The sequence below is a fragment of the Rossellomorea sp. GCM10028870 genome, assembly GCF_042666755.1.
Classification (GTDB): domain Bacteria; phylum Bacillota; class Bacilli; order Bacillales; family Bacillaceae_B; genus Rossellomorea.
Map to the genome: position 1 here is coordinate 534,068 of NZ_JBHTGN010000001.1, position 20,835 is coordinate 554,902.

The 20,835-nt window shown below is 41.5% G+C and carries 17 protein-coding genes; 16 read left to right on the plus strand and 1 reads right to left on the minus strand.

Annotated elements, in window-relative coordinates; genetic code table 11:
- From dxs to ACFQWC_RS02780, 8 genes are all read left to right on the plus strand, one after another.
- On the plus strand, positions 1-1,893 hold the full coding sequence (gene dxs / locus ACFQWC_RS02745) for a 1-deoxy-D-xylulose-5-phosphate synthase (protein WP_341356580.1): 1,893 nt from the start codon (positions 1-3) through the stop codon (positions 1,891-1,893).
- Positions 1,894-1,895: 2 nt separating this feature from the next.
- Positions 1,896-2,729, plus strand: coding sequence for a TlyA family RNA methyltransferase (locus ACFQWC_RS02750; protein WP_377105982.1), 834 nt, complete (start codon positions 1,896-1,898; stop codon positions 2,727-2,729).
- A gap of 555 nt (positions 2,730-3,284) precedes the next feature.
- A complete protein-coding gene (ahrC, locus tag ACFQWC_RS02755) occupies positions 3,285-3,734 on the plus strand; it encodes a transcriptional regulator AhrC/ArgR (RefSeq protein ID WP_044340153.1) in 450 nt (149 codons plus the stop codon).
- A gap of 124 nt (positions 3,735-3,858) precedes the next feature.
- On the plus strand, positions 3,859-5,568 hold the full coding sequence (gene recN, locus ACFQWC_RS02760; RefSeq protein WP_299738286.1) for a DNA repair protein RecN: 1,710 nt from the start codon (positions 3,859-3,861) through the stop codon (positions 5,566-5,568).
- Between the two features lie 125 nt (positions 5,569-5,693).
- A complete protein-coding gene (gene spoIVB / locus ACFQWC_RS02765; protein ID WP_341356579.1) occupies positions 5,694-6,983 on the plus strand; it encodes a SpoIVB peptidase in 1,290 nt (429 codons plus the stop codon).
- Between the two features lie 315 nt (positions 6,984-7,298).
- The gene (gene spo0A, locus ACFQWC_RS02770; protein WP_299738282.1) at positions 7,299-8,078 is read left to right on the plus strand and encodes a sporulation transcription factor Spo0A; all 780 of its coding nucleotides are present in this window, start codon (positions 7,299-7,301) and stop codon (positions 8,076-8,078) included.
- A gap of 227 nt (positions 8,079-8,305) precedes the next feature.
- Positions 8,306-8,491: a hypothetical protein gene (locus tag ACFQWC_RS02775; protein WP_299738280.1), complete on the plus strand. Its 186-nt coding sequence runs from the start codon at positions 8,306-8,308 to the stop codon at positions 8,489-8,491.
- Positions 8,492-8,677: 186 nt separating this feature from the next.
- Positions 8,678-9,412: a glycerophosphodiester phosphodiesterase gene (locus ACFQWC_RS02780; protein ID WP_299738278.1), complete on the plus strand. Its 735-nt coding sequence runs from the start codon at positions 8,678-8,680 to the stop codon at positions 9,410-9,412.
- A gap of 14 nt (positions 9,413-9,426) precedes the next feature.
- On the opposite strand, the gene ACFQWC_RS02785 is transcribed toward ACFQWC_RS02780, so the two are convergent.
- Positions 9,427-9,666: a DUF2627 domain-containing protein gene (locus tag ACFQWC_RS02785; RefSeq protein WP_299738277.1), complete on the minus strand. Its 240-nt coding sequence runs from the start codon at positions 9,664-9,666 to the stop codon at positions 9,427-9,429.
- Between the two features lie 133 nt (positions 9,667-9,799).
- Here ACFQWC_RS02785 and ACFQWC_RS02790 point away from each other — a divergent pair, with 133 nt between their 5' ends.
- From ACFQWC_RS02790 to ACFQWC_RS02825, 8 genes are all read left to right on the plus strand, one after another.
- On the plus strand, positions 9,800-11,869 hold the full coding sequence (locus ACFQWC_RS02790; protein WP_299739598.1) for a sigma 54-interacting transcriptional regulator: 2,070 nt from the start codon (positions 9,800-9,802) through the stop codon (positions 11,867-11,869).
- Between the two features lie 136 nt (positions 11,870-12,005).
- The gene (yqiS, locus tag ACFQWC_RS02795; protein WP_299738275.1) at positions 12,006-12,914 is read left to right on the plus strand and encodes a phosphate butyryltransferase; all 909 of its coding nucleotides are present in this window, start codon (positions 12,006-12,008) and stop codon (positions 12,912-12,914) included.
- Positions 12,915-12,956: 42 nt separating this feature from the next.
- Positions 12,957-14,054, plus strand: a complete 1,098-nt coding sequence (bcd, locus tag ACFQWC_RS02800; RefSeq protein WP_341356578.1) for a branched-chain amino acid dehydrogenase — start codon at positions 12,957-12,959, stop codon at positions 14,052-14,054.
- Positions 14,055-14,190: 136 nt separating this feature from the next.
- Positions 14,191-15,312, plus strand: coding sequence for a butyrate kinase (buk, locus tag ACFQWC_RS02805; protein WP_341356577.1), 1,122 nt, complete (start codon positions 14,191-14,193; stop codon positions 15,310-15,312).
- Positions 15,313-15,331: 19 nt separating this feature from the next.
- The gene (lpdA, locus tag ACFQWC_RS02810) at positions 15,332-16,756 is read left to right on the plus strand and encodes a dihydrolipoyl dehydrogenase (protein WP_299738269.1); all 1,425 of its coding nucleotides are present in this window, start codon (positions 15,332-15,334) and stop codon (positions 16,754-16,756) included.
- 225 nt (positions 16,757-16,981) lie between these two features.
- Complete coding sequence (locus ACFQWC_RS02815; RefSeq protein WP_299738267.1) at positions 16,982-17,980, plus strand: thiamine pyrophosphate-dependent dehydrogenase E1 component subunit alpha; 999 nt, start codon at positions 16,982-16,984, stop codon at positions 17,978-17,980.
- 14 nt (positions 17,981-17,994) lie between these two features.
- The gene (locus ACFQWC_RS02820; protein WP_299738265.1) at positions 17,995-18,978 is read left to right on the plus strand and encodes an alpha-ketoacid dehydrogenase subunit beta; all 984 of its coding nucleotides are present in this window, start codon (positions 17,995-17,997) and stop codon (positions 18,976-18,978) included.
- 43 nt (positions 18,979-19,021) lie between these two features.
- Positions 19,022-20,332 carry a dihydrolipoamide acetyltransferase family protein gene (locus ACFQWC_RS02825; protein WP_299738264.1) on the plus strand — a complete coding sequence of 437 codons (1,311 nt, stop codon included), beginning with the start codon at positions 19,022-19,024 and terminating at the stop codon, positions 20,330-20,332.
- Positions 20,333-20,835 lie beyond the last annotated feature (503 nt).

Here is a 20,835-nt window from a genome sequence, read left to right on the forward strand (position 1 = left end):
ATGGATTTATTATCAATAAAGGAGCCTTCTTTTCTTAAAAAGATGTCAAATGAACAATTAGAAGAGCTCAGTCAAGAGATTCGCCATTTCTTAATAAAGAATTTATCTAAGACTGGCGGTCATATTGGTCCAAACTTAGGGGTGGTCGAATTAACAGTTGCCCTTCATAAGCATTTCTCAAGTCCCAAAGATAAAATCATTTGGGATGTTGGTCATCAGTCGTATGTACATAAGATCTTGACTGGCCGTGCCTGTCAGTTTGATACATTGCGACAATACAAAGGGTTATGCGGTTTCCCTAAACGCAATGAAAGCGAGCATGATGTATGGGAAACGGGTCATAGCTCTACTTCACTATCCGCAGCCATGGGTATGGCAATCGCCAGGGATGTCAAAAAAGAAGATTCATTCATCATCCCTGTGATCGGGGATGGTGCCTTAACGGGCGGTATGGCACTCGAGGCACTCAACCACATTGGTCATGAAAAGAAAGATATGATCGTCGTTCTAAATGATAATGAAATGTCCATTGCCCCTAACGTAGGAGCCCTTCACAGTGTTCTTGGCCGATTGCGCACTGCCGGTAAGTACAACTGGGTGAAGGATGAAATGGAATATATCCTTAAACGAATCCCTGCTGTCGGAGGCAAACTGGCAAGTACTGCAGAGCGGGTGAAAGACAGCTTAAAGTATTTATTTGTTTCAGGTATGTTCTTTGAAGAATTAGGATTTACCTATCTTGGGCCAATCGATGGCCACGATTATAATGATCTATCTGAGAACATTCAGTATGCGAAGAAAACAAAAGGACCCGTTCTTTTACACGTTATAACGAAAAAAGGTAAAGGGTTTCATCCTGCTGAATCAGACAAGCAGGGCACATGGCATGGTACAGGTCCATACAAGATTGACACAGGAGACCTGATTAAACCTATAAATGCACCACCTTCCTGGAGTGGGCTTGTAAGTGAGACCGTCAGAAAGGTCGCTCGTGAGGACGAACGAATTGTCGCGATCACTCCAGCCATGCCGGTAGGGTCCAAACTGCTTGGATTTGCTGAAGAATTCCCCGATCGAATGTTTGATGTAGGGATTGCCGAGCAGCATGCCACTACTGTTGCAGCGGGTCTTGCTACCCAGGATATGAAGCCATTCCTGGCCATTTATTCAACATTCCTTCAAAGAGCGTACGACCAAGTGGTTCACGATATTTGCCGACAAAATTTAAATGTTTTCATCGGGATTGACCGTGCCGGCTTAGTCGGTGCCGATGGTGAAACGCATCAGGGTGTATTTGATATCGCCTTTTTAAGGCATCTACCGAATATGGTGATTATGATGCCGAAGGACGAGAACGAGGGCCAACATCTTGTCAATACGGCTCTTCAGTATAATGATGGACCAATTGCGTTACGTTATCCTCGTGGGAATGGATATGGAGTGCCGATGGATCCAGAGCTTAACACGATTCCGATAGGAACATGGGAAATCTTGAAACAAGGAACGGATGCGGCGATCTTGACCTTTGGCACCACCATCCCGATGGCAATGGAAGCGGCTGCTGACCTTGAAAAGCAGGGACTTTCCGTTCGGGTTGTAAACGCACGGTTCATCAAACCGATGGACGAGAAAATGCTCAAAAGTATCCTGGAAGAAGAAATGCCTGTGTTGACAATCGAAGAGGCTGTGCTTCAAGGCGGCTTTGGAAGTGGTGTTCTTGAGTTTGCACAGGAACAAGGCTTCCATGACGCCGTGATTGACCGCATCGGTATTCCTGATTACTTCATCGAGCATGGAAGCGTGAAGGAACTATTGAACGAAATCGGCATGACCAAAGAAAACGTAGTGGATCGCATTTTAACGATCACACCAAAAAAACAAAAAAGGGCTTAATGATGAAAGTAAAAAAACAACGTGTAGACGTACTTCTGGTAGAACGAGGATTAATTGAAACAAGAGAAAAAGCTAAACGGGCTGTCATGGCGGGACTTGTTTATTCCAATGAAATGAGATTGGACAAGGCCGGAGAAAAAGTAAGTGAAGATATCCCCCTTACGATCAAGGGGAAAGTGATTCCCTATGTGAGCCGTGGTGGCTTAAAGCTGGAAAAAGCTTTACAAGTCTTTGATGTAGACGTAAAGGATAAAGTGATGATTGATATCGGGGCGTCTACGGGAGGATTTACCGATTGTGCTCTGCAAAACGGGGCAAAGATGTCCTATGCCCTTGATGTAGGGTACAATCAGCTTGCCTGGAAGCTTAGACAGGATGAGAGGGTCGTCGTGATGGAAAGAACCAACTTCCGCTACGTCACCCCAACCGATTTACAAGGAGAAATGCCGAGTTTCGCATCCATTGATGTGTCTTTTATTTCTCTTTCTCTTATCTTACCTGTCTTAAAAACACTGTTAGTGCCTGGTGGAGATTGTATCGCTTTAATCAAGCCGCAGTTCGAAGCAGGTAAGAACCAAGTAGGGAAAAAAGGAATAGTAAGGGACCCGGCCGTCCATAAGATGGTGATCGAGAAGATTATGACACTGGCTACCAAAGAAGGCTATCATATCGCCGGTTTGTCTTATTCTCCTATTACGGGAGGAGATGGGAATATCGAATTTCTGATTCATCTGAAATGGTCCGGGGATGCTAGTGAAGGGGAATCTTTCTTAACCACTACGCCGGATGAGGTTATTGAGGAAGCTCATCATCAGTTAAAAGCGAATACACAATAAGGAATGGGCTGCTCTTCTTGGAAGAGTGGCTTTTTTTATGTGTCTATGGCAAACGGGATGGTTTTGAAAATAAAATTCTATTTTTGAAAATAAGTGGTTTAGTTTTGAAAATAAAATGGGGAAATTGAAAATAAAGTGATGCGAATTGAAAATAATAAATGGTATCATTCTAAATTGATGTATGTTTAACCCCTCCTGAGCAGCAATTGATCGATTTTTTACCTCATTTTGTTGAAATTACCCCTATCTGCAACTGAAATGGGGTAAATAGCAAATAACTTCACTTGAAAAATTCCGAAATATGCTTGTCGGGCCTAACTGTGCGCCTCCGCTTTTCATTGTCTAGCTTCAGGGGCTTGGGGCTCGAGGTCATAAGTCAAGTAACCCAAAAAGGCAAAAAACGCCTTTCAGGTTTACTCGCCTTATGCTAGTCGCCCCAGAACGAGCCCCTTCCGCTTTTCTTTTTTATTGTACTTCCATACAAAATAGGCTAACATATGCGTAGAGGTATATTTATACAGGTTTTAATCAAATGTAAGAGGTGTATGTTCTATGATGAACAAAGGGCAAAGACATATTAAAATAAGAGAAATCATTACGAATAGAGATGTGGAAACACAGGATGAGTTAGTGGAAAGCCTTAAAAATGCAGGATTTAATGTGACCCAGGCTACCGTGTCGAGGGATATTAAAGAATTGCATTTAGTTAAAGTGCCGTTGATGGATGGGAGATACAAATATAGTTTGCCTGCTGATCAGCGCTTTAATCCCCTGCAAAAACTTAAGCGTACCCTGACGGATGCGTTTGTCAAAGTGGACCAAGCCGGGCATATGCTGGTCATGAAGACTCTACCTGGTAATGCTAATGCGATCGGTGCTTTAATTGATAACTTGGACTGGGAAGAGATTTTAGGGACGATTTGTGGAGATGACACATGTTTGATCATCTGCCGCACTGAAGAAGAGACGAAGATTGTTTCAGAACGTTTTTTAGATATGCTTTAAATTGCAGAATCAAAAATAAAATTAATGGGCTGTATGTAAGGCAGCCCTTCATACAAAATCCAATAGGAAGCTTTTCTTTTAAATTGTTTGAGGGAAAAGTTCCTTTTTATTTGAGGTGAATGTTTTGCTACAAGAACTATCAATCAAAAATTTCGCCATAATCGAATCCCTCTCTCTTTCCTTTGAAGAAGGTCTGACCGTTTTATCAGGTGAGACTGGTGCAGGTAAGTCGATTATCATTGATGCCATTCATTTACTGGTTGGTGGAAGAGGATCCTCAGAATACGTGCGGCATGGGGAGAAAAAGGCTGAAATTGAAGGGTTATTTATTCTTGATAATGAAACTCATCCTTGCTTTCTTAAAGCAGCGAGCTTCGGGATAGAGATCGAAGAAGGAATGATCATTCTTCGACGGGATATCTCGAGCAGTGGAAAAAGTGTTTGCAGAATCAATGGTAAGCTCGTGACGATTGCGATTATGAGGGAAATCGGGGCTTCACTTATTGATATACATGGACAGCATGAGCATCAAGAACTGATGAATGAAAGCCTGCATCTTTCCTTACTGGATCAATTTGGAGGGAAAGAGATTGCTTCTGGTCTCTCGAGTTACGGGGAAGTATATAAAGAGTACCTTTCCATTTATAAGCAGCTTAACAGGCTCAATGAGAACGAGCAGGAGATGGCGCATCGTTTGGATCTGATTCAGTTTCAGCTGAAAGAAATTCATGATGCAAACCTGCAATTAAATGAAGATGATGAGCTGCAGGAAGAGAAAAGGAAGCTTATGAACTTTGAAAAGCTTTTTGAGGCGTTGCAGACGTCCTATGACAGCATTCAAGGTGAGAGAAAAGGGCTTGACTGGACTGGACTTGCTATGAGTCATCTCGAGACAGCTGCAGAAGTGGATTCTCAATATGAAAAGACTCTGGAATCTGTTTCGAATGCTTTTTATATGCTTGAAGACGCTGCTCACCAAGTAAGGGGAGAGTTAGATCAGCTGGAATTTGAACCAAACCGTTTGGATCTCATTGAGGCGAGACTGAATGAGATTAACGGTTTAAAGAGAAAGTATGGTTCTTCTGTAGAAGAAATTCTGGCATATAGTTCAAAGATCGAAGAAGAAATTGAAACCATCATGAACAAAGATTCACATGTGGAACATTTACAAAGCAAATTACAATCACTCGAGAAAGATTTATCATTAGAGGCGAAAAATCTGTCGCAGACAAGAAAGCAGTGGGCGAAAAAATTAACTGCAAGTATTCATGAGCAGCTAAAGCAACTTTATATGGATAAAACGAAATTTGAAGTTCGCTTTGTGAAAAGTGGAGAAAATGAATCGTTTTCCTTTCAGCATTTTAAAAAGGATGGTTGGGACACAGTGGAGTTTTACATATCCACCAATCCAGGGGAGCCTTTAAAGCCGTTATCCAAAGTTGCTTCAGGTGGGGAGCTTTCCCGCATTATGTTAGCTATGAAGACGATCTTTTCAAAGCACCAGGGAATTACCTCCATCATTTTTGATGAGGTCGATACAGGAGTAAGTGGAAGAGTCGCACAGGCGATCGCTGAAAAAATTTATCAGGTCGCCATTCATTCCCAGGTGATGTGTATATCTCACTTACCGCAAGTAGCTGCAATGGCAGATTGTCACTTGTTTATTTCGAAAAAACTTTCAGGCGGCAGAACGAGTACAATGGTTAAACGTCTTCGAGAGAAGGAAAAGATCAAAGAAATCTCCAGGATGATTTCAGGAGTGGAAATTACAGATTTAACATTGGAACACGCAAAGGAATTGTTGCAATTAGCAGGATCCATAAAAGAAACATGAAAAGCTATCCAATTGGGGTAGCTTTTTTTCATGATTACCAGTTATAAATGTGGCTTATAAAGGCAAAATTAAAACTGTAGCCAATAGTTAGTGTGTGTGGATTAGAAGCGAGGAGAGTGAATATATTGAGTTTAGATTGGTTAAGAAAATGTATAGGTGGAATTCTCCTTGTTTCGCTTTGTCTTATTGGTTTTTACAAACCGGTTCAACAATTTATCAATACACCGAACTCTGTAAGGGTAATGGAAGGGGATCAAGTTGCTCTCCCTAAGGCTACATCCGTTACAACGATGGGTTCTTCTGATAATCAACATGTTCAATTTAAAGAAGAGGAAGGTAAGCTCTCGATTCAAGGAAGTTCTGTAGGTAAGGATGAAGTTGTCTTTGAATTAGCTGGTTTACCCATAAAAAAAGTCGATGTAGAAGTGCTGAAAGATTTCAAGGTGATCCCGGGTGGTCAATCCATCGGGGTGAAATTAAATACTGTCGGGGTGTTGGTGGTAGGTCACCATTTAGTTGAAACAGAGGCTGGTAAGATGTCCCCCGGCGAAAAAGCGGGAATACAAGTGGGAGATATGATAACAGAAATAAATGGAACGAAAATTGAAGAGCTTGCGGATGTTGCTCCTTTTGTTCAGAAAGCAGGAGAAGAATCCAAATCTTTAGACGTTGTGATTAAGCGTGAACAAGAGACCGTAAAAACTCAATTGCTTCCGTTAAAAGAAAAAGGGGAAAATAACTACAAATTAGGCTTGTATATTCGTGATTCTGCAGCTGGAATCGGCACAATGACGTTCTTCGATCCGAAGTCCAAGAAATATGGGGCACTGGGACATGTCATTTCAGACATGGATACAAAAAAACCGATTGTGGTTGAAAACGGAGAAATCGTTCATTCAGAAGTAACGTCCATTCAAAAAGGAAAGGACGGAAAACCTGGTGAGAAATTAGCCCGTTTTTCTTCTGATCGAAACGTAATCGGGAACATAACCCGAAACAGTCCATTCGGGATTTTTGGAGAATTAAACCAAACCATTGATAACGACCTGATGGATAAACCGATGTCCATCGCTCTTTCCCACCAAGTAAAAGAAGGACCTGCCCAGATATTGACTGTGGTAGATGGGAAAGATGTAGAAATGTACGATATTGAAATTGTCAGTACCATTCCTCAGAAATATCCGGCAACAAAAGGGATGGTTTTAAAAGTGACAGATCCCAAGCTGTTGGAGAAAACAGGTGGAATCGTCCAAGGCATGAGTGGAAGTCCCATCATTCAAAACGGAAAAGTCATCGGGGCTGTCACACATGTATTTGTAAACGATCCGACAAGCGGGTATGGTGTACACATTGAATGGATGCTCAGTGAAGCTGGAATCGATATTTACAAGAAAAATCATGACCGAGCAAGCTAAAAGTGGAAAACCCTTACTAAAGTCCCGATCGTGGGTGCTTATAAGGGTTCTTTTTTTTCGTGTAAAATGAATGTTTTCACTCAGGACAGTTTGCCAAAACGAGGTATAACTTGTTAAAATAAAGATTATTCGACAAACCCATGAGTAAATATCGAATAGGGTCGAAATATAAAGAAATCTTTAGAAAATCAAAGAAAATATAATATTTTTCAAGTTTTTTTCAAAAATAAAAGGAATTTAGGTTGCATTGTCGAAAAAGTAATTTAGAATAAAATTACAGAGATGAATTAATTAGGATTGAGGAGGAAACCTGTAGTGAAATCGATTAAAGTATGTGTTGTGGATGATAACCGTGAACTGACGTCATTATTGGAAGACTACATTGCTTCACAAAATGATATGGAAGTAGTAGGAATTGCTCATAATGGCCAAGATTGTTTAGATTTGTTAGAAGAAGTGGATCCGGATGTCCTGGTTTTGGATATTATAATGCCTCATTTGGACGGGCTTGCTGTGTTAGAACGACTTCGTGAAAAGAAGAGCATTCCTAATGTCATTATGCTGACAGCCTTCGGTCAAGAAGATGTAACGAAGAAAGCCGTCGACCTTGGAGCTTCTTACTTTATCCTAAAGCCATTTGATATGGAAAATCTAGTGAGTCACATTAGACAAGTCAGCGGTAAATCAAACTCAATCATCAAAAAACCTTCCTCATCCAGAATGCATACCGAGCAGAAACCAAGAAATTTAGATGCAAGTATTACAAGTATCATCCACGAAATAGGCGTTCCGGCACATATTAAAGGGTACTTATATTTAAGGGAAGCGATTTCTATGGTTTATAATGATATTGAATTACTTGGTTCAATTACAAAGGTACTTTACCCTGATATTGCGAAAAAATACAACACTACAGCATCAAGAGTAGAACGGGCGATTCGTCACGCAATTGAAGTGGCTTGGAGCAGAGGGAATATCGATTCAATTTCTTCTTTATTCGGATACACAGTGAGTATGTCCAAGGCTAAGCCGACGAATTCTGAGTTTATCGCTATGGTTGCTGATAAGCTTCGTTTAGAACATATGGCTTCATGAAAGAGTAAGGACTAGTGCTTCATTTTGAAAAGCTGAATAGTAAGATTAAAACCCTATGAACCCAGCTGGTTTCGTAGGGTTTTTTGGTTTAACGATTCCTGTGTCCGGGTCCGTTTCCTCAGTAACAATCGCCTCTTTTTTTTGAATTAAGGAGTACGCCCTTACAGGTTGTCCCTCAATACATAAGATACAATGTAGTGCAAAAATATGAACGGGGAGGTGAGAAAATGGGATGCTTTCGTGATAGAGATGATGTAGCTGGTGCATTCGACAGAGATAGAGACGATTTTAGAGTTCCTGTAAGAGCCTTTATTAGAGGGGAAGATTTCTGCAGAGCTGTACGCCGTTGTGACAGAGACGATGTAAGAGGTATTGAAGACCGCCGCCGCAGAAGAAGATGCTCTTGGTTCTAATAAGATGACACCCTTGACGGGTAAATCGGAAAAATCCTGAGAAACTCAGGATTTTTTTTTGAAAAGGTTTCATCCTTTGAGGAGATTTAAAATAAGTATATAATATGAGTAGACAAACATTCATAAGGGTCGCTAAAGAATGTACATACAGGATTGGATCTTACCTAAAGAAAAGGGAGTGCGCTCATGTCACTAATCTTTGCACACCGTGGCTCAGCCGGGACTCATCCGGAAAACACAATGGAGGCGTTTTATGAAGCTGAAAGAGTGAGGGCAGACGGTATTGAATTAGATGTTCAGCTGACGAAGGACGGAGAAATCATCGTGATTCATGATGAAACGGTTGATCGCACCACGAATGGGAAAGGGTTCGTCAAAGACTATACGCTTAAGGAAATTCAAAAACTGCAAGCGAATTATAAATTTAAAAGTAAGTTGTTTAAAAAAAATCGTGTGCCTTCATTGAGAGAGGTATTTCAGTGGTTAAAGAGCAATGACTTACTTTGTAATATTGAGTTGAAAAACAGTATTATGGACTATCAGGGCTTAGAAGAAAAAGTGATCGGTTTGATTAGGGAGTTTGGATTTGAAGATCGTATCATTATCTCTTCATTTAATCATTACTCGATTGTAGCGTGCTACCGATTGGAGCCTGCAATCGAGATTGCCCCACTATACTCATCAGGGTTATTCATGCCTTGGATTTATGCCCAATCTCTAAGGGCGAAAGCGATACACCCCAACCTGAAGGCAGTCAAGGATGAAATCATAATTGAATCGATGAAAAACGGGATTTGTGTCAGGCCTTACACGGTGAATAAAGTGGAACAAATGGAGAGATTACTGAATGTAGGTTGCACTGCATTTGTAACGGACTATCCTGAAAAGGCATGGAAGCTGAGAGAAAGTAAAAAAGGCTAGCGCATACATAAGCGCTAGCCTTTTTTGTTGAATCGGGACTGTACTTTATTCCGCTTCCGATCTCGGTGTAGAACAAATCCTGCGATAAAACCGAGACCGCATATAAAGAATACTAATCCTATGACAAATTGCAACCATAAATAAGGTATGGGAGGCTGCAGAATGCCAAATAACATATCTCTCATCAATTTAATCCCTAGAGCAGCGAGTGCGCCGGGAATCAACATAATAATAAGGGCAATTAGACGGACCATGAGGTGCATAACTCCTTTTTCGTTTCCATACTAAAATTCTAACTCCAACTAGAAAATTGTCAAGTTTCGAAAAGTAGTGTAACATTATGTTTGTGAAAAAAATTGCAGGTATCGATAATCGGGGTGAAAAATGTTGCAAGAGGTTCTAATTGTCGGCGGGGGTAAGGGTGGAACAGCCATCTTGAAAATCCTCCACGAAGCTTCCGTCATGAAAGTGATCGCAGTTGTAGACCTAAATGAAAACGCTTCAGGGATGTTGTTGGCTAAAGAGCTGGGGATACCGGTTGGTACTGATTGGCGACAATTCCTGAACGATTCTGTTGATATCGTCATTGAAGTGACCGGTGAACAAAAAGTGTTTGAAAATATAAGAGATAGGCGGGGGAAGAACACCGTTATTATTCCAGGCAGTGTTGCCTTTCTTATTTCAAAGCTTCTGGAAGAGAAGGAAGATCTCATCCATCAATTAACAAGTGAATCCTTTAAAAGAGACCTCATTTTTAACTCTACTGATGATGGTATGGTCGGAATAGACGACCAGGGAAATGTGATGCTCTTCAATAAAAGTGCAGAAAGAATGATCGGTAAGGACCAGGAAGACGTAATGGGGCTGCATATTTCTGATGTGATTCCAGAGAGTAAATTAACCACCACGATTGAAACCAGACGAACTGAAATTCATCAGGAAGTTGTTTTGGACAATGGGCTGAAAATCATTTCCAATCGTATTCCAATGATTACGGACAATGATGAAATTATCGGAGCTTTTTCTGTATTTAAAGATATCACGGAAGTCGTGAATCTTGCAGAGGAAATAACGAATCTTAAAGAAATTCAAACGATGCTTGAAGCCATCATTCATTCCAGTGATGATGCAATCTCAGTAGTCGACGAAGAAGGGAAGGGGATATTAATAAACCCTGCTTATACAAGAATCACAGGACTCTCCCAACAAGAAGTAATTGGAAAACCGGCAACGGCAGACATTTCTGAAGGAGAGAGTATCCACTTGAAAGTCTTGCAAACAAGAAGAGCCATCAGGGGAACGAGGATGCGGGTAGGTCCGAAGCGAAAAGAAGTTATTGTTAATGTAGCTCCTATTATCGTGAATGGTAAACTCAAGGGGAGTGTAGGCGTCATTCATGATATGTCCGAGATTCAGTCACTTACTCAGGAGTTGGATCGGGCCAGAAGAATTATTCGCACTCTTGAAGCGAAGTATATGTTTGAAGACATCATAGGGGATTCAGAGGAAATGATGATTGCGGTAGAACAAGCTAAATTAGGGGCAAAAACGCCTGCCACAGTTCTTCTCAGGGGTGAATCCGGTACAGGGAAAGAATTATTTGCACACGCTATACATAATGCGAGTAATCGAAAGTTCAACAAATTCCTGCGGGTCAATTGTGCCGCACTATCAGAGAACTTATTGGAAAGTGAATTATTTGGTTATGAAGAAGGTGCATTTTCAGGAGCGAAGCGGGGAGGTAAGCGAGGTTTGTTTGAAGAAGCGAATAATGGAAGTATCTTTCTTGATGAAATTGGAGAATTGAGTGCCAATACTCAAGCTAAGTTACTGAGGGTCCTGCAGGAAAACGAGATCGTTCGTGTGGGGGGGACAAAATCCATCCAGATTAACGTCAGGGTCATTGCAGCGACAAATGTGAATCTGGAAAAAGGAATCGCTGACGGCTCATTCAGAGAAGATCTTTACTATAGGCTCAATCGAATGCCCATTCAGATTCCGCCACTAAGACATCGTAAATCAGATATTCCCCGCATTGCCGAAACCCTTATTACGAAGATCAATCAGGATTACGGTAGAAATGTTGAAGGGGTAACAGAGCAAGCAATGAATAACTTAATGAATTATCATTGGCCGGGTAATGTAAGAGAGCTTGAAAATGTATTGGGAAGGGCCATTATCTTTATGAATTACAACGAAGTGAAGATAGACATCAAGCATTTACCTCAACTGGAAAATACGTCTAAAACCCTTGTTAAAGAAGTTCCTTATGAGACGGAGGGCACCGTTAAGGACCTTGCAACGCAAGTGGAACAATATGAAAAAAATATAATCCAAAGGGTTTTGGAGCAGAATAATGGTAATAAAACAGCAACTGCCAAAGCATTAAATGTGTCTGTTCGAAACTTGTATTATAAAATTGAAAAATATAACATTGAAATAATTAGCATGAAATAATTTGCGTGGTATGAAAAATATTGCATGAACAAACATGATCGAATAAAGCGTTTTCAGTATATTGGAAGTTGGCACGGTTCTTGCAAGAGGTTTTGTGGGAACATAATAACAGAAAAAAGGGGTTGAAACGACATACATGAATCTACAATCTTTGGTGGAAAAAGCAACCCAGATAGAAAATTCCACTGTAGCGGTTGCTGCTGCAGAAGATAAAGAAGTCCTTGGGGCTGTCGCTATGGCAGTTGAAAAAGATATGGCCAAATTTTTACTTTTTGGCGATAAAGAAGAAATCATCTCTCTTATAGAAGAGGTCGCACCGCAACTTCGATCTCACAGCAGCATTAAAATCAAGCATGCATTTTCGCCGCAGAAATCAGCCGAACTGGCTGTAAAGGCTGTGAAGGAAAATGAAGCAGGTGCCCTGATGAAAGGGAATGTCCCTACTGCTGTTATTTTAAAAGCAGTATTGAATAAAGAGTGGGGTCTCCGCACAGGCAATGTTTTATCACATGTAGCAGCTTTTGAGGTGGAAGGGTTTGATAGACTGACATTTATTACGGATGCAGCGATGAATATTGCACCTGATCTCCAGCAAAAAGCGCAAATTATTGAAAATGCCGTCGAGATTGCCCGTTCGATCGGTGTTTTCCATCCAAAAGTAGCTCCAATAGCGGCAGTTGAAGTAGTGAATCCTTCTATGCAGGCAACAGTTGATGCTGCTTCTCTTACGATGATGAATCAAAGAGGTCAGATCCGAAATTGTGCCGTGGATGGTCCATTAGCCTTGGATAATGCAGTTTCACACCACGCTGCTGAACATAAAGGGATTGAAAGTGAAGTCGCAGGACAAGCGGATATCCTTCTCGTTCCAAACATCGAAACAGGCAATGCTCTTTACAAGTCCCTGATCTATTTTGCAAAAGCGAAAGTAGGGGCTGTGATCGCTGGAGCAAAAGCACCAATCGTATTAACATCCAGAGCCGACAGTGCAGAAAGTAAATTATATTCACTGGCACTGGCTATATGCTCTGCTTCAAATAATTAGTGATACAAATCAAAACATATAAGACTTTAGGGGGAAATGAAAATGAAAATTTTTAGCTATATGGAACAATATGATTATGAGCAATTGGTATTCTGTCAAGATGAATCATCAGGTTTGAAAGCAATCATTGCGATTCATGATACTACACTTGGACCTGCACTTGGTGGGACTCGTATGTGGACATATGAATCCGAAGAAGCGGCGATTGAAGATGCGCTTCGCCTTGCACGCGGTATGACGTACAAGAATGCTGCAGCAGGTCTTAATTTAGGTGGAGGGAAAACGGTCATTATCGGTGACCCTCGCAAAGATAAGAATGAAGAAATGTTCCGTGCATTTGGTCGCTACATTCAAGGACTGAACGGTCGTTATATTACGGCTGAAGATGTGGGGACAACAGTTGCTGATATGGACTTGATCCATGAAGAAACAGATTATGTTACAGGTATTTCACCAGCGTTCGGATCTTCAGGTAACCCATCTCCAGTAACTGCGTACGGCGTATACCGAGGGATTAAAGCGGCAGCGAAAGAGGCATTCGGAACGGATTCACTTGAAGGAAAAACGATCGCCGTTCAAGGAATCGGAAATGTTGCTTACAATATGTGTCGTCACCTTCACGAAGAAGGAGCGAACCTGATCGTAACAGATATCAATAAAGAAGCGGTTCAGCGTGCAGTAGATGAATTTGGAGCAAAAGCTGTTGACATCAACGATATTTATGGAGTTGACTGTGACATCTTTGCCCCATGTGCTCTAGGAGCAATCATTAACGATGAAACCATTCCACAGCTTAAAGCAAAAGTCATTGCTGGAGCTGCGAATAACCAATTGAAAGAAACTCGTCATGGTGACGCTATCCATGAAATGGGGATCGTTTATGCACCTGACTATGTCATCAATGCGGGTGGGGTCATCAACGTAGCGGATGAATTATACGGCTACAATAGTGAAAGAGCCATGAAGAAAGTGGAGCAAGTTTATAACAACGTGGAGCGAGTAATAGAAATCGCTAAACGTGATAATGTTCCAACTTACGTAGCAGCTGATCGTATGGCCGAAGAAAGAATCGAGAAAATGCGCCGTTCAAGAAGCCAGTTCTTACAAAACGGCCAACATATTTTAAGCAGACGTGGATAATTAGAAGAAAAAACGCTTTATTTCTAACAAGAGTAGAGCGTTTCTTCCCTGTTAATACGAACATCGAACAGATTAAGGGGTTATCTATCATAGGGGAAAAATTCTACGTACAAACATAATAATAACAGCTACCCAAATGGAGGTAACAACAGTGCAAGAAAACAAACATCGAATATTAGTCATTAACCCTGGATCGACATCGACCAAAATTGGTGTTTTCGATGATGATCGATCTATCTTTGAAAAGACAATTCGTCATGATACAGACAAGATTAATGAATTTCCAACTATCATTGATCAGTATGAATTCAGAAAGGATACCATTCTTCAAACGTTAGATGAAGAAGGGATCAACATTTCAAAGCTAAGTGCTGTTTGTGGCCGTGGAGGCCTTCTTAGACCGATAGAAGGCGGCACCTACTTAGTGAATGATGACATGCTGAAGGATCTTAAGGAAGGATTTTCAGGTCAGCATGCATCAAACCTTGGTGGGATTATAGCATTTGAAATTGCTTCTGGATTAAACATTCCGTCTTATATTGTCGACCCTGTTGTAGTGGACGAGCTGCAATCCCTTGCCCGGGTTTCAGGGTTTTCACTCATTGAAAGAAAGAGTATTTTCCATGCATTAAATCAGAAAGCGGTAGCAAGAAGAGTTGCAAAGGAACTCGGAAAGAAATATGAGGACCTAAACCTGATCGTCACTCATATGGGTGGTGGAATTACCGTCGGTGCCCACCGCAATGGGAAAGTCGTAGATGTGAATAATGGTTTACATGGCGATGGCCCATTCAGTCCTGAAAGAGCAGGAACGGTTCCAGCGGGTGATTTAGTTGACCTATGCTTCTCAGGTGATTATTACCGTGATGAAATCATGAAGAAACTCGTTGGTCAAGGTGGCTTAGTCGGTTATCTTGGAACAAACGATGCAGTAAAAGTAGAGAAGATGATTGAAAATGGCGATGAAAATGCCAAAGCCGTGTACGATGCGATGGCGTATCAAATTGCTAAAGAGATCGGGGCAGCAAGTGCCGTCCTTAATGGTAAAGTAGACGCCATTGTGCTAACGGGTGGACTTGCTTATGGTAAAGAGTTTGTAAAGGCGATAAGCAATCGAATCAATTGGATAGCGGATGTCGTGATTCAACCAGGAGAAAATGAACTGCAAGCTCTTGCGGAAGGGGCATTAAGGGTCTTGCGAAGTGAAGAAGACTATAAGGTGTACCCTGGAAATGTAAAAGAAGAAGCAAGAGTATAAGAGCAAGGAGGACTCAAGATTGGCAGAAGAATATGATTTAGTCATTCTAGGGGGAGGCACAGGTGGCTATGTAGCCGCCATTCGTGCTTCTCAACTTGGATTAAAAACAGCAATCGTTGAAAAAGGAAAACTGGGGGGGACATGCTTACACAAAGGATGTATACCCAGTAAAGCTCTTCTTCGCAGTGCTGAAGTATATGCTACAGCTAAACACAGTGAAGATTTCGGTGTGAAAATCAATGGGGTAGAATTAGATTTCACAAAAGTTCAATCTAGAAAAGACGGGATCGTTGAACAGCTTCACAAAGGTGTTCAACACTTGATGAAACAAGGCAAGATCGATGTATTTGAAGGACTTGGACGCATTTTAGGACCTTCGATTTTCTCTCCGATGCCTGGGACAATTTCGGTTGAAATGAACAACGGGGAAGATAATGCTATGTTGATCCCTAAGAATGTGATCGTTGCAACAGGTTCCAGACCCCGTTCATTACCGGGACTAGATATTGATGGAGAATACGTATTATCCTCAGATGAAGCGCTTTCACTTGAAGCTCTTCCTAAATCGATCATCATCGTCGGCGGAGGGGTCATCGGTATTGAGTGGGCTTCCATGCTGTCTGACTTTGATGTAGAGGTAACCGTGGTGGAATACGCTGATAAAATCGTCCCAACCGAAGACCATGAGATTTCTAAAGAAATGCAGCGCTTAATGAAGAAAAAAGGCGTCAAAATTGTGACAAGTGCAAAAGTGCTTCCTGAATCCTTAGAAAAAGGGGACGGAGAGGTGACCATTAAAGCTGAGCATAAAGGAGAAGAAAAATCCTTTACTGCAGAAAAAATCCTTGTATCAGTTGGTAGACAAGCGAATGTTGAAGGCATTGGCTTAGAGAACACAGATATTAAAGTTGAAAAAGGCTTTATTGAAGTGAATGATTTCTTCCAAACAAAAGAGTCTCATATTTACGCGATCGGAGATGTCATCGGTGGTCTTCAATTAGCTCACGTTGCTTCTCACGAAGGAATCACAGCAGTGGAACATATGGCGAATGAGAAGCCTCATCCTATTGACTATTCCCTCATTTCAAAATGCATCTATAGTAATCCCGAAATTGCAAGCGTAGGGATTACGGAGCAGGAAGCGAAAGAAAAGGGATATAACCTGAAGACTGGTAAATTCAGCTTCAGAGCAATCGGAAAAGCACTCGTATATGGAGAATCTGATGGATTTGTCAAAATTATAGCTGACAAAGACACTGATGACATTCTAGGTGTACACATGATTGGTCCGCATGTAACGGACATGATTTCAGAAGCGGGACTTGCTAAAGTATTGGACGCAACCCCTTGGGAAATCGCGCACACCATCCACCCTCATCCATCCCTTTCAGAAGCGATCGGAGAAGCCGCATTGGCTGTTGATGGAAAAGCGATTCACTCATAGAAAAGAGAAGCCGACTGTTCTGGCCCGACAAGCACAATGGGGAAATCCCAAAAGGCGTACTTTGCCTTATGGGATTTATCCATTGTGACCTCGAGGGCCAAGGAGGCGCAGCTGGACAAATAGAAAAGCGTATATGGCTTTTTTGGCCGTCTTCAACAAAAAATATTATAAGGTAGAGATCCTCTCTACCTTTCCAACCATTAGATTGTGTAGGAGGTAAACAAAATGGCAGAAAATCGTCATGAAGAGTTAGGACTTTCCAATGAGAAAGTATTAGAAATGTATGAAACCATGCTCCTTGCCAGAAAAATTGATGAGCGTATGTGGTTACTGAACCGTTCGGGTAAAATCCCATTTGTTATTTCATGTCAAGGTCAGGAAGCGGCTCAAGTTGGTGCTGCATTCGCTTTAGATCGTGAAAAGGATTATGTTCTTCCGTACTACCGTGACATGGGAGTGGTATTAACATTCGGGATGACGGCTAAAGAATTGATGTTATCAGGTTTTGCGAAAGCAGAAGATCCAAACTCGGGTGGACGTCAGATGCCTGGTCACTTTGGGCAAAAGAAAAATAATATCGTAACGGGTTCATCTCCTGTAACCACTCAAGTGCCACATGCGGTTGGTATCGCCCTTGCCGGGAAAATGGAGAAGAAAGACGTTGTAACGTTTGTGACATTCGGGGAAGGATCGTCCAACCAGGGAGATTTCCATGAAGGAGCAAACTTTGCTGGTGTACATAAACTTCCTGTTATTTTCATGTGTGAAAACAACAAATATGCGATTTCTGTTCCAATCGAAAAGCAATTAGCATGTGAGAAAGTGTCCGATCGTGCCATTGGGTACGGTATGCCGGGAATCACGGTTGATGGAAATGATCCAATCGAAGTATATAAAGCTGTCAAGGAAGCAGCAGATCGTGGTCGTCGTGGAGAAGGGCCAACTCTGGTTGAAACGGTTTCGTATCGTTTAACTCCTCACTCCTCGGATGATGATGACAGAAGCTATCGTTCTCCAGATGAAGTAGCGAAAGCGAAAACAAACGATCCAATCATCACGTTTGGTGCTTACCTGAAAGAAACAGGCGTTATGAACGATGACATTGAGAAAGAAATCAATGATCGTGTTATGAAGCTCGTGAACGAAGCAACGGATTATGCAGAAAATGCTCCATATGCTGAAGCAGAATCAGCGATGAAGTATGTTTATGCAGAAGAGAAGTAAGGGGGAATTCAATCATGCCAGTAATTTCATATATTGATGCCGTAACGATGGCAATAAGAGAAGAAATGGAACGTGATGAAAAAGTATTCGTTCTTGGAGAAGATGTCGGGAAAAAAGGTGGAGTATTCAAAGCGACTCACGGATTGTATGATCAATTTGGAGAAGAGCGTGTCATTGATACCCCGCTTGCAGAATCGGCTATCGCTGGAGTTGGAATCGGAGCTGCCATGTATGGTATGAGACCAATTGCTGAAATGCAATTTGCTGATTTCATTATGCCGGCAGTTAACCAAATCATTTCTGAAGCAGCACGTATACGTTACCGTTCGAATAATGATTGGAGTTGTCCGATGGTTATTCGTGCTCCTTACGGTGGAGGAGTTCATGGGGCTCTATATCATTCACAATCGGTAGAGGCTGTGTTCGCTAATCAACCAGGATTGAAAATTGTCATGCCATCTACTCCTTATGATGTGAAGGGCTTACTGAAAGCGGCTATTCGTGATGAAGATCCGGTATTATTCTTTGAGCATAAACGTGCTTATCGCTTGATCAAAGGTGAAGTGCCTGAGGATGACTACACTCTTCCAATCGGGAAAGCAGACGTGAAGCGTGAAGGAGAGGACATCACAGTGATCACATATGGTCTGTGTGTTCACTTTGCTCTTCAAGCAGCGGAAAAGCTTGCTCAAGACGGAATTGAAGCGCACATCCTGGATTTACGTACGATTTATCCATTAGATAAAGAAGCGATCATTGAAGCAGCTTCTAAAACAGGTAAAGTGCTCCTGGTGACAGAAGACAATAAAGAGGGAAGCATCATGGGTGAGGTTTCTGCGATTATTGCTGAAAACTGTTTATTCGAGCTTGATGCTCCTATCAAACGCCTTGCTGGTCCTGACGTTCCTGCAATGCCGTATGCTCCGACAATGGAAAAATACTTTATGATTAACCCGGACAAAGTAGAAAAAGCAATGCGTGAACTTGCAGAATTTTAAACACATTGAATATCAATTAAACGCACAGTAAGGAGGGTTCCTCATGGGTATTGAAAATATGAAAATGCCTCAGCTAGGGGAAAGTGTTACAGAAGGTACAATTAGTAAATGGTTGGTGTCACCCGGTGATACCGTCAATAAATATGATCCGATTGCAGAAGTTCAAACAGATAAAGTAAATGCAGAAGTACCGTCATCCTTCACCGGTACAATTAAAGAATTAATTGCTGAAGAAGGAGACACTCTTGAAGTCGGGGAAATCATTTGTTCGATTGAAGTTGAAGGTGGAGGTTCGGCACCTGCTGAAGAAGCTCCGAAAGAAGAGCCTAAAGAGGAAGCAAAAGGATCGGCTCCAGCTAAGCCAAAAGCTCCAAACAAAGATAGTGGAAATAAAGCCAGGTATTCTCCAGCCGTATTAAAACTATCTCAAGAGCATGATATCGATCTGAACCAGGTGGAAGGCACTGGGAACGGTGGTCGTATCACTCGTAAGGACCTAAAGAAGATCATTGAATCAGGTTCTATCCCGAAAGCGGGAGAAGCACCTGCACCTAAAGCTGAAGCACAGGCACCACAACAAGCTGTGAAAGAATCGGCACCGGAGCAACCGGCTAAACAACAAACAGCTGCAGCGAACGTTCCTGTCGTCCCTGGTGATATTGAGATCCCGGTTTCAGGGATCCGCAAAGCGATTGCATCCAACATGGTACGCAGTAAACATGAAGCTCCACATGCATGGACCATGATGGAAGTGGATGTAACCAACCTGGTAGACTACAGAAATTCACTTAAGACAGAATTCAAGCAGCGTGAAGGCTTTAATCTTACTTTCTTCGCATTTTTCGTGAAAGCTGTTGCCCAAGCCCTAAAAGAATATCCACAAATCAACTCTATGTGGGCTGGGGATAAGATTGTGCAGAAGAAAGACATCAATCTTTCCATTGCAGTAGCTACAGACGATGCATTGTATGTGCCTGTGATTAAAAATGCAGACGAAAAAACGATCAAAGGAATTGCCAGAGAAATCACTGAGCTTGCCGGAAAAGTTCGAAGCGGTAAATTGACATCCCAAGATATGCAGGGAGGCACATTTACTGTTAACAATACCGGGTCATTTGGTTCAGTACAATCGATGGGCATCATCAATTACCCACAAGCAGCAATCCTTCAAGTAGAATCGATTGTGAAACGTCCGGTTGTCATGAACAACGGAATGATCGCAGTTCGAGATATGGTGAACTTATGTATGTCACTTGATCACCGTGTTCTGGATGGTCTGGTTTGCGGAAGATTCTTACAGCGTGTTAAAGAAATCTTAGAAAACACTTCAAAAGAAAATACATCTGTATATTAATCGTTATAAGGACTGACCCTGGGTGGTTAGTCCTTATTATTATTTATTTCTAGATAGAATGGTTTATAAAAATTTAATGATAGACTGAACCATCCGGGAAATTCAGGTAGAATATTCCTGGAAGAATATTCTGAAATGATTTATTAAACCACTTATAGGACGTTTTTCAAGTGCCGATATGTAAAAGTATTCTCCTGTGTCTTCTAGCTCAATTATTTCTTGCTTAAATGAAAAAAGTAGAAATACTCCATCCTTTTACCCTATGAAAAGTTCTTTAGTACCCATAATATTCCTCTAGTTATATTCATTTTATTACTATGTACATACGCTCAAAGAGAGTACATGTGACTTTTCTATTAATTTCTGAATATTCAGATTTAATCCGACATAAACTTACAACATTTTACATCATAATTGGTTATCTTTGGTTTAACATCTACTTTTTACCAAGTGGGTGAAGCAAGGAGGTGTCGGATTTACTGAAGGAATTCAAAAATTAGTGG

What these genes read in the sequence shown, in the direction of transcription:
- dxs (WP_341356580.1), top strand. Translation starts at nt 1, where the DNA reads ATGGATTTATTATCAATAAAGGAGCCTTCTTTTCTTAAAAAGATGTCA.
- ACFQWC_RS02750 (WP_377105982.1), top strand. Translation starts at nt 1,896, where the DNA reads ATGAAAGTAAAAAAACAACGTGTAGACGTACTTCTGGTAGAACGAGGA.
- ahrC (WP_044340153.1), top strand. Translation starts at nt 3,285, where the DNA reads ATGAACAAAGGGCAAAGACATATTAAAATAAGAGAAATCATTACGAAT.
- ACFQWC_RS02775 (WP_299738280.1), top strand. Translation starts at nt 8,306, where the DNA reads ATGGGATGCTTTCGTGATAGAGATGATGTAGCTGGTGCATTCGACAGA.
- ACFQWC_RS02780 (WP_299738278.1), top strand. Translation starts at nt 8,678, where the DNA reads ATGTCACTAATCTTTGCACACCGTGGCTCAGCCGGGACTCATCCGGAA.
- ACFQWC_RS02785 (WP_299738277.1), bottom strand. Translation starts at nt 9,666, where the DNA reads ATGGTCCGTCTAATTGCCCTTATTATTATGTTGATTCCCGGCGCACTC.
- yqiS (WP_299738275.1), top strand. Translation starts at nt 12,006, where the DNA reads ATGAATCTACAATCTTTGGTGGAAAAAGCAACCCAGATAGAAAATTCC.
- bcd (WP_341356578.1), top strand. Translation starts at nt 12,957, where the DNA reads ATGAAAATTTTTAGCTATATGGAACAATATGATTATGAGCAATTGGTA.
- buk (WP_341356577.1), top strand. Translation starts at nt 14,191, where the DNA reads ATGGAGGTAACAACAGTGCAAGAAAACAAACATCGAATATTAGTCATT.
- ACFQWC_RS02815 (WP_299738267.1), top strand. Translation starts at nt 16,982, where the DNA reads ATGGCAGAAAATCGTCATGAAGAGTTAGGACTTTCCAATGAGAAAGTA.
- ACFQWC_RS02820 (WP_299738265.1), top strand. Translation starts at nt 17,995, where the DNA reads ATGCCAGTAATTTCATATATTGATGCCGTAACGATGGCAATAAGAGAA.
- ACFQWC_RS02825 (WP_299738264.1), top strand. Translation starts at nt 19,022, where the DNA reads ATGGGTATTGAAAATATGAAAATGCCTCAGCTAGGGGAAAGTGTTACA.